Source organism: Amycolatopsis sp. H20-H5 (assembly GCF_035828755.1).
Taxonomy (GTDB): Bacteria; Actinomycetota; Actinomycetes; order Mycobacteriales; family Pseudonocardiaceae; genus Amycolatopsis.
Window position 1 is genome coordinate 1 of record NZ_JAYMZS010000167.1, and the last position, 15124, is coordinate 15124.

Consider the following 15124-nt stretch of genomic DNA (forward strand, 5'->3'; position numbering starts at 1 on the left):
GGGTGACGGGGGTTACCACATCCACGCCTTCGCGCTGGCCGACCCCGACCAGTCGGCCGAGGCGCAGCACCAGTCGGGCGACTAGTACCTCGCGTTCAACGGCCTGGCCAACCACGGCGCCGACGACGGCCCGGCGGTCACCCCGAAACTCACCTGGGAGGAGTACCAGCGCGGCTGACGGCCGAGCTCACGCTCGGCCCGTGACTGCCCCTGAAGGCCACCTTCACGGCGTAAAACGCTGTGAAGGTGGCCTTCAGGGGCACTTGGCTCGGTCTATTCGGACCAGCCGCTGAGGCGGGTCAGGAGGCGTTCGAGCACGGCCGGGTCCGCGGCCACCGGGGCACCGGAAACCGGTTCGTCCACCAGGGTCCGGCGGCCCTCGCGCCGCGGCAGCCGCACCTGCCCCGCGGTGAGCCCGCCGGGCAGCGGCAGCTCGCACCACGTGGTCCGGCCGTGGGGTGCGTGGCGGTCCACCCCCGTCCGTTCCCCGGGGGTGGACCGCGGCGGCGCCAGGTCCGGCAGGTCGTCGTCGACCTCGATGACGAGCATTTCGCCCTGCAGGCGCAACCGCACGGTGATGAACGCCGGCGCCGCGGCGCTGCTCGCGTCGACCACCGCGCCCACGAGCCGCCCGGCCGTGGCGGTGACCTGCGCCAGCATCGGCAGCAGCGACCAGTCCATGAGGATCAGGCGGACGAACAGTTCGGTGCAGGGGAGCGCGCTCGGCTGCGCCACGAGCTGGAGATCGTCCACCTGGGTGGTGTGCGTGGTCAAGCCGGACCTCCTCGTCGGTCTTCGGCCCCGCCCCCGCGGAGTCCGTCCGGGTCACGCATCATGCCATTCCCCTGGCCGGGCGCGATATCGGGCGGTCGTTACCGCGGCGCGGGTACGACAAAGAAGACGTATCACCCCACTCGCCGGGATGAGCGAACAGGCGGGCGACGCCGGAACGCGCGACAATCGTCGAAGAGAGGTGCGGTCAGTTCGCGACGGAGGCAGGTCCCTGATGTCCGACTACAGCCAGAACGATCGGTACGAGCGTCCCGGGCTGGACGCGGGCCGGTTGTGGGCTGGTGGCGTCGCTTCGGCGGTGGTGGCGGCCCTGCTGGCCGTCGTCGGCCTGCTGATCGCGCGGGGCATCTTCGGTGTCGAGGTCCTCGCGCCGAAGGGCGAAGGCGTGTGGGGCAACGCCAGCACGACCACCTACGCGATCGTCGCGGCGGTGGTGGCCCTGCTCGCGACCGGGCTGATGCACCTGCTCAGCGTCGCCACCCCCGCGCCCGGCCAGTTCTTCGCCTGGATCATGGTGCTGGTGACGCTGATCGCGGTGGTCCTGCCACTGACGCTGACCGTCCAGCCGAGCGCGAAGTACGCCACGGCCGTGATCAACCTGGCGCTCGGCCTCGTCATCGCCATGGTCGTCAGCAGCATGGCCGCCAGCGCGCGCACGCTGCACAAACGCAGGCGAGCGACCGACGCGCAGGCGCCGACCCGCCAGTGGAACCAGGACCCGCCTTCCTCGTACTACGACCGCTGAGCCGTTCTTGCTCCACTGTGGACAGTGGGATCCGCCAGTGGGATCCGACAGTGGAATTCTCAGCGGGCGGCCAGCGTGCCGAGCTTCAGGTTCGGGGACTGCCCGCAGGAGTAGGTCGCGTTCTGCAGGATGAAGGGATCGCCTGCCCGGTCGGCGTGACCGGCCGCCAGGTAGAGCTTCTTCATCACCGCGACCTGTGCCGCCGAATCGGCCTGGAGGAACTGGGCGCAGGTCGAGCCGGAGTCCAGTGAGGGCCCGAGCGAGTCCGAGAGCTTCCCGACCACCGCCTTGGCGCCGAAACCGAGGGCGATGATCGCGACGACGGCCACCACGGCGGTGACGATGCCGCCGAAGTGGTTCTTGGTGTTGCTGGTCCGCTCGCTCTGATCGACGCGGAGATCCCGGCCCGCGCCGAAATTGTCCCGCCCCGCGTGCTGCGCGAAACTCCCCGAGGTGGTGGTGGCGGACTGGTCGAGACAGGCACTCACCTCGCGGCGGAAGGAGTCGTCCGTCAGCTCCGGGCCGAGTCGCTGGGCCAGCGCGTTCCGGGCGTGCCGAGAGCCGGGATCGGTCTGCAGGTTCTGCAACACCCAGGATTCTCCTTTGCGGACAAGCCTTCCCGACACCAGGTTGAAGAGCCGGTTCGCCGCTGTGTCGGCGTCGCCGCTCAAAGAATTGGACAGCAGCCCGGCCAGCAGCGCGGCCGTTCGTCCTGCCAGATCCACGTGGTTCATGACTCGCTCCTGTTTCTCGGTGGCTGGTCCGCCGCCCTACCCGGCGGCGGTGATCCGGTCGAAGCCGTACGCCTGCCAGGCGGCGCGGACGGGCCCGTCGAGGGGGTCCGACTCGGCGCGCACGACGAACTCGCCGTCGATGTTGTAGATCGACAGGTACACCGTCACGCCCAGCGGCGGGGGTGGTTCGAGTGGCAGTTCGAGGCGGGTGCCGCCCCAGGTCGTCACGGTGAGGACGCCTTCGTGGCCGGGCGGGGGATCCCCGGCCGCGACGCCGTAGACGATCATCCGCTTCAGCTTGCGGCTCTGGCGCAGGTCGACGGTGAGGAGGTCGGGCCGCCGCCGGTCGGCGGCGACGACCGGAGCGCGCGCTGACGTCGCGTCGTCGTGCCGGACGGCCGCGTTGCTGCCGTCGGCGAGGGCGTACGCGCAGCCGAGCCGGAGCAGGTCCGGCGCGTTCGCCGCTATTCGCAGGACGCCGATCCCGCTCTGCAGGCGGGTGAGGGTGACCGTCGGCGCGTCCGGGGCGAGCACGGTCCGGCCGCCGGAGCGCGCTCGGCCGGCCACCCGCGCCGGACGCCGTGGCGGCTCCACGGTGTCGATCGTGGTGGCGGACAGGTCCAAAGTGGACGGAACTGGCGCGGCCGGGGCACGGCGGGTGCGGCGGCGAAGGAACGGCAGGTCCGTCCGGGCGGGCGCGCCGTGCGGGTCCGTGTTCACAACGGGACCCCGTAGTCCTTGGCCAGCCCGAGCACGCCGTCCGGGTAGCTTTCGCCGATCACCTTAAACTTCCAGCCGCCGTGGTGCCGGTAGACCTCGCCGAGCGACAGCGCGGTCTCCCCGTTCAGCACGGCCGCGAGGTTCTCCGACCGGACGAGCTCCCGGTTGTCCCGCGGGTCGAGCGCGCGGACACCGAGCTCCCGGAGCCTGCCGAGGCTGCGCCGCAGCCCGGTGCCCTCGTTGAGGTAGAGCACGACGACGATCCGGCTGATGGCCGGGGGCACCGCGGCGAAGTCGATTTCGACCTGTTCGGCGTCCTCACCCAGCACCTGCTCCAGCAGGCTCACCGACAGGCCGGGTTCGCCCAGCTGGTTGAAGAACACGAAATGCTCCGCGGACAGCGCTTTGCCACCGGCGTCGCAGAGGACGGCGGCGACGACCAGGTTTTCGTCGAGGATCCGCTCGGCGCCGCTCTTCCAGCGCACCCCGACGACGAGTCCTGGCAGGTCCGGGATCTCCCGGGTGAGCGCCACGTTCGCGCCGCGTTTCAGCTCGGTCATCACAGGTCCAGATCGGAGTTCGAGAACTTGGTGCGCAGGAAGTTCCCCTGGGTCGCCAGCGCGTCGGCGTCCCTCGCCCGAGCCGCTTCCCGCAGGGAAACCGCCTCGTGCAGCAGGGAATCCAGTTGCTCCCGCAGGGCGTCGGCCGCCGCCCGCCCGGCACTGCCGACGGTGAGGAACGTCCGCAGTGTCGTGGGCAGGTGGTCGGTGAGCAGGCCGGTGACCGTGACGGCCGTGTAGATGTCCAGCGAACGCGCGGTGCCGATGACCTCGCGGAGCACGTCACCGATCTCCCGCGCGGTCACCACCGCGTCGCCAGGCAGCCGTCCGGCGCTCGCGTTGACGTAGCGCGCGAACGTGGCCGCCTCGGCGAGCAGAACGCCAGGGTCGTCGGCCGGATCGGGATCGGCCACCGGCCGCGCGACGGGTTCGCCGTCCCTTCGGAACCAGTGCATGCGGCTCAGCCGACGGCTTCTCGTCGCCGGGTCCGCTCGAGGTAGGGCTTGGCCCGCTCGATCTGGCCCTGGAGCGCGTTCACGGTCTGTGCCATGGAGTCGGTGGCCTGGACGCGGAAGGTGTCGAGGGCGTCCATGGTGGCGAAGACATTGTCGAACGCGGCCTGGAGCTTGGCGACCTCGATGGTCGAGGACGCGGCCTGCTGGTTGATCTCGGCGCCCTGCACCTGCAGCTGCCGGGAGGTCGCTTCGATCAGCGCCGACGTCGTCGTGTTGAGCGCCGAGACCTGCTGCAGCACCAGCTTCTGCCTGGCCAGCGCCTGCGACACGATGATCGCCGTCCGCAGCGCCGAGATCGTCGTGGTCTGCGCCCGGTCGACCCCCTTGATGAGCTCGATGTTGTTGCGCCGCACCAGATCCAGCGCGAGGTAACCCTGCACGGCCACCGCCATCTGCGTCATGATGTCCTGACGGCGCTGCCGGATCGGGAACAGCGCGTCGGCCTTGAGGGTGTCGGCGTCCTTGCTCCTGCCCCGCGCCTCCAGCTCGGCGATCTGCTGGTCCACCTCGACGTCGAGGGCACCGGCGAGTTCGTTGTACTCGCTCAGCTTGCCCATCGTCGTCCACATGGTCGTCTTCTCGGTGTCGATGCTCGCGTTGTCCTTGCGCAGCTCGTCCTGGCCCGAGTCCAGCGCCCTGATGATGGCGTTGAGGTGTGCCTGGGCCGATTCGTACTTGGCGAAGTAGCGGTCGATCCGGTCGCCGCCGGGCAGGAACTTCAGCAGTTTCCGCACGCCCTTGAGATCCGCGCGGTTCGGGTCGAGTTCGGTGATCGTGGACCGCAGGTCGATCAGCGTGCCGGACACCCGGGACTGCGCGTCGTCACGCTGCTTGCCCTTGCCGCCGAGCGAGGCCGCCGGGCGGTCCAGCATGCGGTTCGACATCCCCGCCACCGCCCGCATGTCCCGCTCGCCCATCGTCGTGATCCCGTTGATCTTCTGGGTGTAGGCGGGGGAGTTGACGTCCAGGGTGGCGAGGTCCGCGGCGAACGCCTTGGCCTTCTGGCGCAGTTCGGCCTGTTTGGCCTGTTCCAGTGGCACCGCGCCGGCGGCCTCCTCCTGGTCGACGACCTGGACCGGCGGCGGGGGCCGGAGAAAGAGCGCGCTGGTGGACGATGTCTCCGGTGCGGCGGGCGCCGCACTCGCGTTGAGGTCGAGCTCGGACATCGGGTGAACCTCCTCCGGGTGGCGGGGATGTCGGGGACGGTCTACAGGTGGCGCGACACCGTCGGCAGCAGGTCCTTGAACGTCCGACCGGAGGTGGGCGAGCCGATCGCCGTCATCGACCAGCCGGCTTCGTCGCGGCTCAGCTTCGCCATGATCTGCGCGGTGTGGCTGCCCGAGCCGGTGAGGTCGTAGCGGGCGATCTCGGTGTCGATCTCGGTGGCGTTCGACTCGTCGACCAGGCGGCAGAAGGCGTTCTCGATCTGCGAGAAGTTCTGACCGGTGAACGAGTTCACGGTGAAGACGATGGCGGCGACCTTGCGCGGCAGCCGGGCGAGGTCGACGGTGATCGACTCGTCATCGCCGTCCCCGTCGCCGGTCAGGTTGTCCCCGGTGTGCCGGACCGAGCCGTCGAGGCTCTTGAGCTGGTTGAACCAGACCTGGTCGACCAGGTGCCCGCCCGCGTCGAACAGCAGCGCGGAGGCGTCGAGGTCGATCGTCTGGCTCTTCATCCCGAAGAAGCCCCGCTTCTTCATCGCGTCCCAGCCCAGTCCCATGCGGACCCGGGTCAGGGTCGCGCCGTCGTGCTTGGTCAGCGACACACGCTGGCCCTTGCTCAGGCTCACGGTCATGATGTCCGTCCTCAGTGTGCGGAAACCCGGAGGGGTTTCGGTTCGAACCCGCGGGATTCGCGCAGGGTCCGTGACGCGCGCCGGTTGCGGATGATCGACGACAGCAGGGCTGTGCCGATGAACCCGACGCCGATCAAGCCGGTCACGATCTCCGGCACGTCGTATCTGATGGTCAGCAGGAGCAGCACGGCCAGCGCGCCGATCGCCCACTGCGCCCCGTGTTCGAGGTAGGCGTATTCGTTGAGCGTTCCCTGGCGGACCAGGAAGACGGTCAGGGACCGGATGTACATCGCGCCGATGCCGAGCCCGATCCCGATGACGACCGGGTCCGAGGTGATGGCGAACGCGCCGATCACGCCGTCGAAGCTGAACGTCGCGTCCAGGACCTCCAGGTAGAGGAAGAGGAAGAACGCGGCCTTGCCCGCCACCTTGACGAGCCCGGGGGCGCTGCCTTCGTGGTCCGGCTCGAACAGCTCGCCGACGCCGTTGACGAGCACGAAGACGATCAGGCCGAGTGCCCCGGACACCAGCACACTGACCGGTTTGTCGCCCGGTGCGAGGAAATTCGCCGTGAGCAGCAGAGCCCCGCCCGCCACCACCACGGACAGCTGCTTGAGCCTGCCGATCCTGGCCAGCGGCTTTTCCAGCCATGACAGCCAGGTGAGCTCGCGTTCCTCGAAGATGTAGTTCAGGAAGAGCATCAGCAGGAACACGCCGCCGAAAGCCGCGATCGCGGGATGTGCCTCGTGCAGCACGGCGGCGTACGAGCCGGGCGTGTGGAGGTCGCCGCCCGCCATCGCGAGGTGGTACGCCGCGACCGGGGACAGCTTGGCCGTCACGCAGACGACCACGACCGGGAACAGCAACCGCATGCCCACGACGGCGACGAGCACGCCGACGGTCAGGAACAGTCGTTGCCATTTCTCGGTGAGCCTGCCGAGCACGGTGGCGTTCACCACGGCGTTGTCGAAGGAGAGCGAGATCTCCAGCACCGCGAGAATGGCGGCGACGGCCAAACCGGTGGTTCCGCCGTACCACAGGGCCAGTGCCAAGCCTCCGGCCGTGACGAGGAAAGCCCCGCCGAATGTCTTCAGTAGCATTTGCTTCCTCGCGTCTTTCTGTGGTTCTCCGGCGGCGTGGAATTACTCAGACGACATTGACCCCGTAGTCCTTGGCGATACCGGCGAGCCCGGCCGCGTAACCCTGCCCGACCGCGCGGAATTTCCAGTCCTCGCCGTTGCGGTAGATCTCCCCGAAGATCATCGCGGTCTCGTTCGAGGCGTCCTCGGAAAGGTCGTACCGGGTGATCTCACTGCCGTCGGCCTGGTTGACGACCCGGATGAAGGCGTTGCGGACCTGGCCGAATGCCTGCCCGCGCCCTTCGGCCTGGTAGATCGAAACGGGGAACACGACTTTCTCGATCTCGGCAGGCAGGTGCGCCAGGTCCACCTTGATCTGCTCGTCGTCGCCGTCCCCGCCGCCGGTCAGGTTGTCCCCGGTGTGCCGGATGGAACCGTCGGGGCTGGTCAGGTTGTTGAAGAAGATGAAGTGCTTGTCGGACAAGGCTTTTCCCTCGGCATTGAGGGCGATGGCGCTGGCGTCGAGGTCGAACTCCTCGCCGCTGGTGGTGCGCTCGTCCCAGCCGAGGCCGACGGTCACCGCGGTCAGTCCGGGTGCCTCCTTGGTCAGCGACACGTTGCCGCCCTTGGTCAGGCTGATTCCCATGGTGTCCTCCTGGTGAATAGGTTTTTATGGCGGTTTCACCGCGTTCCGGCGGATGGCATCACCCATGTCGCTGGGCCCTGGCCGGCTGTTACCGGCGGTGTGCTCCTTCATCCAATCGTCACGTTTTGCCGAATGTCGGCGAAAACAAACCAACAGGTGCGGTTTCCGTGTTCGACGGTTTCTTCTTCGGTGTACCGCTGCCGAAGAGTGAACACCGGCCGCGCAACGAATTGATGCCGGTGTCGGTGTCTGCCATCACATTGTCGTGTTTTTGTCGGGTATTCGAGGGTCCATTCCCGGCCGCGGTGGTGCATCGTGGTGGGGGTGGGCACGAATCGGATTCGACGGTCCCTGAAGGCCATCCTTGATGGCGTCCCCACGCGACGGCGTCTAACGCCGTCATGGTGGCCTTCAGGGACCACTCGGTGAGTGGAGTCTCGGCGAGATCAGGCCGAGGGGTGCCAGCCGATGCCGTAGGACCGGGCCGGGCGCAGGTCGCGGAAGTCGGCGTGGACCTCGCCGGAGCTGCTCGCCGTCAGCTGCTCGCGAATGGGGAACGAGTCCTCGGCGTCCTTGGAGAGCTCGCCGTCGATCCGCCAGACGCGGTCGGGGAGCCGGGCGCGATCGAACCGGACATTGAGCTCGAAGCGTTCGCAGCTGAATTCCGGCGTGCAGCAGTAGAACGGCGCGAGCAGGACGGGAACGCGGATGCGGAAGAAGAAGTCGTGCTCGTCCCCGGCGTCGAGCGCGCGGGGCGGCCGCAGCTGGAACGCGACCCTGGTCGAGGAGACCATGCGCTCGGAGTGCACCTCGCCGCCCGAGACGACGTCGATGCCGAGGCCGATCAGGTCGAGCGGCTCGCCGGTGGGCGCGGGACGGGCCAGCGAAATGCTGTGCTCGATCTCCTTGAGCCCCGGCACGTGGCTGACGATCCGCCGCGTCTCGAACACCTCGGCGCCGACGTCCAGCAGGACCATGCTGACTTCCAGCGTGGACGTGTGCCAAGGGCCTTCGCCGATCGCGGCGGCTCGTGAAGCAGGCGTGCCCGTGGCGGAGCGGGAGCAGGCGGCCTCGGCGATGAGGTAGATGACGTCGTCCGCGCGCCGTTGCATGGTGCGGACGTTCCGGTCGGCCCCGTCGCCCAGCTGGGTGAGCCGTGCGGTGTACCGCTGGTCCGCTCCGACGTCGAAGCCGAGCAGGATCTTCGCCGTGCGCCGCTGGGTCTCGGGCAGCCGGTCGATCAGGTCCAGCAGGGTGGTGACGACCTTCTCCCGCACCTGGCCGGGGGTGTCGCCGTCGACCACGCCGCAGGCCTCGCGCAGGTGCGTGCCCACCGCGCTGGGCAGCGACTTCGCCTGGACACCGAGGCCCTTGCGCAGGACCTTCAGCTCGGTCATGAGGGCGTCGATCTTCGTGGTGGACGTCTTCTGCTCCAAGCTGCCGCCTCCCTCTCGCCGCTTCGATCGGTGAGTGTACTCGCCCCCGGCCGCGTCGCGGCGACTTCCTCGCGCGGTTTCCCGGGGTTTCCGGAAAAAGGAAACAGTGCACGATAAAGCCGGTTTCCCGGTTTTCTACAAAGCAGTCAACAGGAAAGGTATTCTTTCTTCCCGGAATGGGAACGACGCTAGTGCAGGTGAAGTCATTCGAGCTTCTCCGCCAGATCGGAAACGCATTCCATCGGCGTCGTGACCATTCTGAGAGAGGGGGATCCCCATGCACACCCACTACATCTTCGCCGCGATCAGCCTGCTGGCCCTCGTGTTCGGCTGAGCGGCACCCGCCGGCCGGTGGCAAGCCCACCGGCCGGCCTTTCCTTTTCCCGTCCGCCACGGGATCATCGCGGTATGCCTGAATTCGGAGCGGAAGTGAGACGTCGCCGCCAGTCGGCCGGGATGTCGCTGACGGCGCTCGCCGCGGCCGTCCATTTCACCAAGGGCTACCTGAGCAAGGTCGAGAACGGCAAGGCGAGGGTCAACCGCGGTCTCGCCGAAGCCTGCGACCGGGCGCTCGCCGCCCAGGGGGAGTTGCTGGCACTGGCCGTGGACCCGGCGTCCCCGGCGCGGCGCAGCGGCGGGATCGTCGGCCTGCCCGAGGACACCCGCCATTTCGTCGGGCGCGAGGCCGAACTCGCCGCGCTTTCGACGTTGCTGCGCGGGCCCGGCGACCTCCGGGTCGGGGTGGTGCACGGGATGGCGGGCGCCGGCAAGACGGCCGTCGTGGTGGCGGCGGCGCGGCTTGCCGCGGACGCCTTTCCCGACGGCTGCCTCTTCTTCGACCTGCACGGCCACACACCGGGAGTCCCGCTGCTCTCGCCTTCAGAAGGCCTGAGACGGCTACTGCGCCTGCTCGACGTCGGGGACGGGCCCGTTCCCGCGGATCAGGACGGCCTGGCCAACCTGTTCCGCGACCGGCTGCGCGGCCGCCGGATGCTGCTTGTCTTCGACAACGTGCGCAGCGCCGAACAGGTCCGCCCGCTGATCCCCGGCGAACAGTCGTGCCGGGTGCTCATCACCAGCCGGGGCAGGCTGCCCGCGCTGGACGACGCCCGGCACATCCCGGTCCCGACCCTGTCGCGCCCGGCCGCGCTGGCGCTGCTGCGCTCGATCGCCGGTGACCGGGCCCCCGAGGACGAGACCGTGGCGGCCGAGATCGTCGGCCACTGCGGACTGCTCCCGCTGGCGGTCCGGATCGCGGCCGCCCGGTTCGTCGCCGGGGGCTGGAGCGCCACCCGGTTCCGCGACCGGCTGGCCGACGAGACGACCAGGCTGGCGGCACTGGACGACGGCGAGCGCAGTGTCGCCGCTGCCTTCGCCCTTTCCTACGAAGCACTTCCGGCGGACCAACGCCGCCTGTTCGGCCTGCTCGCCCTGCATCCCGCGGCGCCCGCGGAGGCCGTGTCGATCGACGCGCTGGCCGGTCTCGAAGCGGGCGAAGCCGACCGCCTGCTCGATCGGCTGCACGACGCTCATCTGGTTTCGCGCGACGCAGAGGGGGCGGTGGAGCTGCACGACCTGTTGCGCAGGTTCGCCGTGCGGTACGCGCTGCCGGAGATCGCCGAGGCGGAGCGGCGCGCGGCCGCTGCCCGGCTGGTCGGGCACACGGTGGCCGCGGTGGCGGCCGCGGACGAACTCGCCGAACCGCACCGGTTCCGCCCCGAGCTGGACTGCCCGCGCCCGGCCCACCTGTCCTATGTCGACGCGGACGGCGCGCTCGCCTGGCAGCGTGCCCAGTGGCCAGGGCTGGCTGGCGTCGTCGAGCTGGCCGCCGACCACCGGCTGTACCGGCACTGCTGGCAGCTGGCCTTCATCCTCAGGGCCTTCTTCTTCCGAGAGAGGCTCTTCGAGCCGTGGATCCGCACTCATCGGCGTGCGCTCGAGGCCGCCGAGGCGGCGGGCGACCTCAGCGCGACCGGCATGATCCTCAACAACCTCGGCATGGCCTGTGTCGAGTCCGGCGACCTCGACGAGGCGGTCCTCCTCCACGAGCGGGCCCGCGTCTGCTTCGCCGGGTCGCGCGACGAGCGGGGCGCCACCGACGCGTTGTCCAGCCTGGCCTGGGCCCGGCTCTACCGGGGCGACGCGGCCGCGGCACTGGACGACCTGACCGCGGTGCTGGCGCTCTACCGCGACGCGGGCCGGATCCGCAACGTGGTGATCGCCTTGCGGGGTTTGGCGTTCGCGTGTGCCGCGCTGAACCGGTTCCCCGAAGCGCGCCTCCACGCCGACGAGGCGCGAAGCCTCGCCCAGCTCCCGGTGGATCTCGCGATGTCGGTCACCTGCCTCGCCTGGGTCCACTTCGGAGCGGGCAGCTGGGAGGACGCGGGACGCCGCTACGCCGAGGCGGCCGAGCTGGCCGACCTGGCGGGTAGTGAGTACGAACGGGCCAGAGCGTTGCTGGGGCTGGGAAACGTCGCCGCCAGCCGGGGTGATCCGGAGGCCGCGGCCCGGTACTGGGCCGAAGCCGCCGCCTACCGGGTCACCCTCGATCCGGTCGTGCTCGGGGAGGCCAGGAGCCACCTCGAGCTGACCGGGCCGGCGCGCCCGATCAGAAGACGATGAAGAAGATGAGCCTTCGCGCCTGCCACGTCCAGATCCGGTAGGTGTAGCGCAGGGTCACTCCCGCGAGTGCGAGCAGGAGCAGTCCGGTGAAGACCGACGCGCCGGAGATCACGGTGCAGCCGGCGATCGTGAGGCCGACCGTCCACAGTGTCCAGAGCGTGCCGTAGAACGCTCGCTTTCCTTGGCCGTAGGGATGTGCCACCGCGGTGGCCCGGGCGGATCCCGCGGGCGGTTGTGCTTCGGTACTCATTTTTTCCTCCTGGGTCGACGGTCCGTGCGGTCAGTGGAAGGACAGCTGGAGTTCCTTCAACTCGTCGTCGGGATGTGCGGGGCAGTACTCGAGGAACTTGCTCCGGTAGCCGGGGCCCGCGATCCTGTCCAGTGCGGTGACCTGGTCGTGGTACGCCGCTGACCAGCGGGTGGCGAGGTCGAGTTGTTCCGCCGCGGGTTTCTGCAGGTATTCCTCGCAGGTCACGCTCAGCGGGTCCGAACCGCACGCCGTGGTGACCCCGCCCAGCAGTAAGGTCACCAGGATCGCGGGCACCGCGTTTCTGCTGATTTTCATCGCCCTTCCTTCGCATCGTGTTTCCGTGCTTCGGTTTCCCGCAGAGTCGCCTCCGGTTCACGCCGTGTTGCGCGGTGGCCGTTTGTTGTCGGGAATGTGTCGCGTTAGGCAGATACGGGATGAGCCCATTACATGATTTTTTCCCTCTGGAAACTGGCCAAAAGCCGGACACTTTCCCGATCGTTGTCCCGCACTCGTAGCGAAAACCCGGTGACCGGCGATCCAACGGCCATGACTACGCACTGAATGAGGAGAGGCGAACAGAAATGGAACCCGAGTTTGCCGGCCGGTACCGGCTCGGCGAAGTACTGGGCCGGGGCTCGCTGGGCGAGGTCCGGGCCGGGACCGGCCCCGGCGGGCAGGAGTTCGCCTGCAAACTGCTGCCCGCCGGGCTGGCCCAGGTACAGGGGACCGTCGTCCGGTTCCTGCGCGAGCAGGCGGTGCTGGCCGGGCTGACGGACGGGAACCTGGTGACACTGCACGACCTGGTGATCGACGGCGAAACCGTCGTGCTGATCCTCGACCGGGTCTCCGGCGGTTCACTGCGTGACCGGCTCACCGCGTCGGGAACCTTGCTGCCGAAGGAGATCGCGCGGATCGCGTGCGGCATCGCGACCGCGCTGCACGTCGTGCACGAGGCGGGGGCCGTGCACGGTGACCTCCGGCCGGAGAACGTCCTGATGGACGACACCGACGCCGTCCGGGTGCCGAAACTGACCGACGCCGGGGTGTTCCGGCTCGGTCCCGAGGCGGACCCGGCCCGCGGTTCGCTCCTCACCGCGTCGAGGTACGCGGCGCCCGAGGTCGTCGCGGGCGCCGAGCCCACCCCGGCCGCCGATCTGTACGCGCTCGGTGTGGTGATCTACGAACTGTCCTGTGGCGTGCCCCCGTTTCCCGGGGGTTTCGTGCGCCGGGCCGGGGAGGAACCCGGGCGCCCCGCGGATCTGCCGCAACCGCTGTGGGAGCTGATCCGGGTGCTGCTCGCGATGGATCCCCGGGTCCGCCCGGCGGCGGACCGGGCCGCCGCGGTGCTGAACGCGATGCAGCCGGACCTCGCCACCAGCCCCGTCGGCGCGCGCCTCACGCGGCCTCCGCGGCCGGATCCCGGCGCACCGCAAGGGGAAACCGCCGGAGCCCAGCCTCCGCCGAGGATCGGAGAAGACTTGTCCAGCGAACCGTTCTACACCCCGCCCCCGCGCCGGAAGAAGAAAGTGGTGCCGATCCTGATCGTCGCCGCGGTCGTCCTCGGCGGCGGGATCACCGCGCTGACGACGTTCGGCTCGTCCGCCGACGACGCCGCGCCCGCGGTGCCGTCCGCCGCGCCGGGCACCTCCGCGGTGCCGTCCGCCGCCGTCGCACCCGTACCGGCCATGACCGCGGCTCCGGCCGTCACCCCCGAACTGGTCGGCAAGAAGCTCGCCCAGGCACAGGACTTGCTCGGCGCCGGGGTCCGGGTGGAGACGGTCGGGTCGGTCGAGCAGACGGCCGAACCGGGGACGGTCATCGCGCAGGAGCCGAAGGCGGGGGCCGCGCTGAACGGGCACATCGTGCTCACCGTCGCGCAGGCGCCCGTCGAGGTGTATCTGAGCGACCTGGATCCGGTCAGCGGAAACTGGACGAACGTCAAGCAGACCGGCGCGGTGGCCGGTCAGACCTACCAGCGCACCGTGTCCAGGGGCGTGTCGCCCTGCTCCGAGCCGGGGGCGGTGGAATACAACGTCTCCAAGGGCTACCGGCGCCTCGTCGCCGCCGCGGGGATGGACGACAACTCGGGGGACGCGGACCTGAAGGTGCAGGTCGAGATCTTCGGTGACGGCCGCAAACTGCTGTCGACGGCGCTGGAGCTCGGCAAGCTGACCCCGGTCGACCTCGACCTCAGCGGGGTGCTGCGGCTGAAGATCTCTTGGCAGGCCGTGAAGTCGAAGGACTGCGCCGGAACCGGCAACGACGCCTTCGACCTCGGTGAGGCGAAACTGCTCGGCCTGCCGGGGGAGGTGCCCGCCGCGACCTCGGCCACGCCCACCGGCTGAGCCGGGGTCGTCCCGCCCGCCTGCCCGGTCCGCCCCTCGGCGGACCGGGCAGCTTCCGTCCCTACTCGAACAGGGTCGGGTTGCCCCAGGCGAGCGCGGGCAGCTTGTTCGAGCGTCCGCCCGCGAGCATCGCGCCCGCCATCATCGGGTGCACCGTGGTGCCCGCCCGGTAGGCGACCAGCCGCAGCCGCAGCGTCCCGGTGACGTCGTGCGCGATCCACGCGGGCTTGCCGATCCGCACCTCGGCCTGCGGCTGGGCCACCCCGTCGAGAAACACCTGGAAGTACCCGGTCTGCCCGGCCTCCGCCGCGTCGTCGAGCACCCCACCGACCGCCTCGAACCGGCTGAACCGCCGCGCGAGGTTGTACTCGATCACCCCGCGCGGCTCGTGGGCGAACATCGAGGGCTGGTAGACGATGCTGTCGCCGCGGTGCAGGCCGTCGATTTCGGCGCCGGTCAGCTGGATGTCCGAGCCACGGGTGACCGGCTCCAGCGTCGTCGTCAGCAGGAACGGACTGGGCGCCTTGGTCCGGTTCGGGCGTTGCCCTTTCGGCTGTTCCGCGCCCCGATAGGGGCCCATTTTCGGCAGGGTGAAACGGGCGACCCCGGTGAACGCGACCAGTAACTCGCTGATCCCGTCCATGGTGAATTCCGTGATGACGTACCGCGTGGTGGAATGCGCGTTGAGGAAAGACGGGATTTCCTCCATGCGCCGGCCGGGCAGAACGACCGGAAGAATGCGCCGGGTGGCGCGTGGGAGGCACGGCAAAGGCAAGATCACGTTGAGTGACATTGGTTGCGTACGGTAGCGATGATAGCGAGCGCTCTGAGTGGGCTGCGGGCGATCCGTTCGGTCGTTCGTTTGATGGCGTTGGTGCCGTTGAG

General features: G+C 69.5%; 17 protein-coding genes and 1 pseudogene. 4 read left to right on the top strand and 14 right to left on the bottom strand.

The annotated features are described in order from the left end of the window. Nucleotides 1–178 (top strand): annotated as a pseudogene (locus QMK34_RS43610) (peptidoglycan-binding protein); the annotation flags it as partial. 95 nt (nucleotides 179–273) lie between these two features. Here the strand turns inward: QMK34_RS43610 and QMK34_RS43615 are convergent. Next, nucleotides 274–774, bottom strand: coding sequence for an ATP-binding protein (locus QMK34_RS43615; RefSeq protein WP_326420710.1), 501 nt, complete (start codon nucleotides 772–774; stop codon nucleotides 274–276). Nucleotides 775–1006: 232 nt separating this feature from the next. On the opposite strand from QMK34_RS43615, the gene QMK34_RS43620 reads away from it, so the two are divergent. Beyond that, entirely contained in the window at nucleotides 1007–1537 is a 531-nt protein-coding gene (locus tag QMK34_RS43620; RefSeq protein WP_326420711.1) for a DUF6069 family protein, read from the top strand. A 59-nt stretch (nucleotides 1538–1596) separates the two neighbouring features. Here the strand turns inward: QMK34_RS43620 and QMK34_RS43625 are convergent, their stop codons facing one another. From QMK34_RS43625 to QMK34_RS43670, 10 genes are all read right to left on the bottom strand, one after another. Further along, a complete protein-coding gene (locus tag QMK34_RS43625) occupies nucleotides 1597–2271 on the bottom strand; it encodes a hypothetical protein (RefSeq protein ID WP_326420712.1) in 675 nt (224 codons plus the stop codon). A 36-nt stretch (nucleotides 2272–2307) separates the two neighbouring features. Further along, complete coding sequence (locus QMK34_RS43630) at nucleotides 2308–2991, bottom strand: hypothetical protein (protein WP_326420713.1); 684 nt, start codon at nucleotides 2989–2991, stop codon at nucleotides 2308–2310. After that, on the bottom strand, nucleotides 2988–3551 hold the full coding sequence (locus QMK34_RS43635; protein WP_326420714.1) for a TerD family protein: 564 nt from the start codon (nucleotides 3549–3551) through the stop codon (nucleotides 2988–2990). Before QMK34_RS43635 ends, QMK34_RS43630 begins: the two co-directional genes overlap by 4 nt. Then, entirely contained in the window at nucleotides 3551–4006 is a 456-nt protein-coding gene (locus QMK34_RS43640; RefSeq protein ID WP_326420715.1) for a hypothetical protein, read from the bottom strand. Before QMK34_RS43640 ends, QMK34_RS43635 begins: the two co-directional genes overlap by 1 nt. A 5-nt stretch (nucleotides 4007–4011) precedes the next feature. Further along, nucleotides 4012–5232: a toxic anion resistance protein gene (locus QMK34_RS43645; protein WP_326420716.1), complete on the bottom strand. Its 1221-nt coding sequence runs from the start codon at nucleotides 5230–5232 to the stop codon at nucleotides 4012–4014. Nucleotides 5233–5273: 41 nt separating this feature from the next. Then, on the bottom strand, nucleotides 5274–5861 hold the full coding sequence (locus QMK34_RS43650; RefSeq protein ID WP_326420717.1) for a TerD family protein: 588 nt from the start codon (nucleotides 5859–5861) through the stop codon (nucleotides 5274–5276). 11 nt (nucleotides 5862–5872) lie between these two features. Then, nucleotides 5873–6961: a DUF475 domain-containing protein gene (locus tag QMK34_RS43655; protein ID WP_326420718.1), complete on the bottom strand. Its 1089-nt coding sequence runs from the start codon at nucleotides 6959–6961 to the stop codon at nucleotides 5873–5875. A 46-nt stretch (nucleotides 6962–7007) separates the two neighbouring features. Next, nucleotides 7008–7586, bottom strand: a complete 579-nt coding sequence (locus QMK34_RS43660) for a TerD family protein (RefSeq protein ID WP_326420719.1) — start codon at nucleotides 7584–7586, stop codon at nucleotides 7008–7010. 118 nt (nucleotides 7587–7704) lie between these two features. Then, entirely contained in the window at nucleotides 7705–7842 is a 138-nt protein-coding gene (locus QMK34_RS43665; RefSeq protein WP_326420720.1) for a hypothetical protein, read from the bottom strand. Between the two features lie 190 nt (nucleotides 7843–8032). Then, the gene (locus QMK34_RS43670) at nucleotides 8033–9022 is read right to left on the bottom strand and encodes a hypothetical protein (RefSeq protein WP_326420721.1); all 990 of its coding nucleotides are present in this window, start codon (nucleotides 9020–9022) and stop codon (nucleotides 8033–8035) included. Nucleotides 9023–9430: 408 nt separating this feature from the next. On the opposite strand from QMK34_RS43670, the gene QMK34_RS43675 reads away from it, so the two are divergent. After that, nucleotides 9431–11644, top strand: a complete 2214-nt coding sequence (locus QMK34_RS43675; RefSeq protein ID WP_326420722.1) for a helix-turn-helix domain-containing protein — start codon at nucleotides 9431–9433, stop codon at nucleotides 11642–11644. Here QMK34_RS43675 and QMK34_RS43680 read toward each other — a convergent pair. Together QMK34_RS43680 and QMK34_RS43685 are read right to left on the bottom strand one after the other, a co-directional pair. Further along, nucleotides 11631–11894 (bottom strand): hypothetical protein, encoded by a 264-nt coding sequence (locus tag QMK34_RS43680; protein ID WP_326420723.1) that lies wholly within the window; start codon nucleotides 11892–11894, stop codon nucleotides 11631–11633. The two genes, QMK34_RS43675 and QMK34_RS43680, sit on opposite strands and share 14 nt — an antisense overlap. Nucleotides 11895–11924: 30 nt before the next feature. After that, nucleotides 11925–12209, bottom strand: coding sequence for a hypothetical protein (locus tag QMK34_RS43685; protein WP_326420724.1), 285 nt, complete (start codon nucleotides 12207–12209; stop codon nucleotides 11925–11927). A 266-nt stretch (nucleotides 12210–12475) separates the two neighbouring features. Between QMK34_RS43685 and QMK34_RS43690 the strand changes: the two genes are divergently transcribed. Continuing rightward, nucleotides 12476–14239, top strand: coding sequence for a protein kinase domain-containing protein (locus tag QMK34_RS43690; protein WP_326420725.1), 1764 nt, complete (start codon nucleotides 12476–12478; stop codon nucleotides 14237–14239). Between the two features lie 61 nt (nucleotides 14240–14300). Here the strand turns inward: QMK34_RS43690 and QMK34_RS43695 are convergent, their stop codons facing one another. Further along, nucleotides 14301–14948, bottom strand: a complete 648-nt coding sequence (locus QMK34_RS43695) for an NPCBM/NEW2 domain-containing protein (protein WP_326420726.1) — start codon at nucleotides 14946–14948, stop codon at nucleotides 14301–14303. Nucleotides 14949–15124: the final 176 nt, after the last annotated feature.

Bases quoted from the DNA above. Each gene is read 5' to 3' on its own strand.
- QMK34_RS43620 (WP_326420711.1), top strand. From the start codon at position 1,007: ATGTCCGACTACAGCCAGAACGATCGGTACGAGCGTCCCGGGCTGGAC.
- QMK34_RS43625 (WP_326420712.1), bottom strand. From the start codon at position 2,271: ATGAACCACGTGGATCTGGCAGGACGAACGGCCGCGCTGCTGGCCGGG.
- QMK34_RS43635 (WP_326420714.1), bottom strand. From the start codon at position 3,551: ATGACCGAGCTGAAACGCGGCGCGAACGTGGCGCTCACCCGGGAGATC.
- QMK34_RS43640 (WP_326420715.1), bottom strand. From the start codon at position 4,006: ATGCACTGGTTCCGAAGGGACGGCGAACCCGTCGCGCGGCCGGTGGCC.
- QMK34_RS43645 (WP_326420716.1), bottom strand. From the start codon at position 5,232: ATGTCCGAGCTCGACCTCAACGCGAGTGCGGCGCCCGCCGCACCGGAG.
- QMK34_RS43650 (WP_326420717.1), bottom strand. From the start codon at position 5,861: ATGACCGTGAGCCTGAGCAAGGGCCAGCGTGTGTCGCTGACCAAGCAC.
- QMK34_RS43655 (WP_326420718.1), bottom strand. From the start codon at position 6,961: ATGCTACTGAAGACATTCGGCGGGGCTTTCCTCGTCACGGCCGGAGGC.
- QMK34_RS43660 (WP_326420719.1), bottom strand. From the start codon at position 7,586: ATGGGAATCAGCCTGACCAAGGGCGGCAACGTGTCGCTGACCAAGGAG.
- QMK34_RS43665 (WP_326420720.1), bottom strand. From the start codon at position 7,842: ATGGCAGACACCGACACCGGCATCAATTCGTTGCGCGGCCGGTGTTCA.
- QMK34_RS43675 (WP_326420722.1), top strand. From the start codon at position 9,431: ATGCCTGAATTCGGAGCGGAAGTGAGACGTCGCCGCCAGTCGGCCGGG.
- QMK34_RS43680 (WP_326420723.1), bottom strand. From the start codon at position 11,894: ATGAGTACCGAAGCACAACCGCCCGCGGGATCCGCCCGGGCCACCGCG.
- QMK34_RS43685 (WP_326420724.1), bottom strand. From the start codon at position 12,209: ATGAAAATCAGCAGAAACGCGGTGCCCGCGATCCTGGTGACCTTACTG.
- QMK34_RS43690 (WP_326420725.1), top strand. From the start codon at position 12,476: ATGGAACCCGAGTTTGCCGGCCGGTACCGGCTCGGCGAAGTACTGGGC.
- QMK34_RS43695 (WP_326420726.1), bottom strand. From the start codon at position 14,948: ATGGAGGAAATCCCGTCTTTCCTCAACGCGCATTCCACCACGCGGTAC.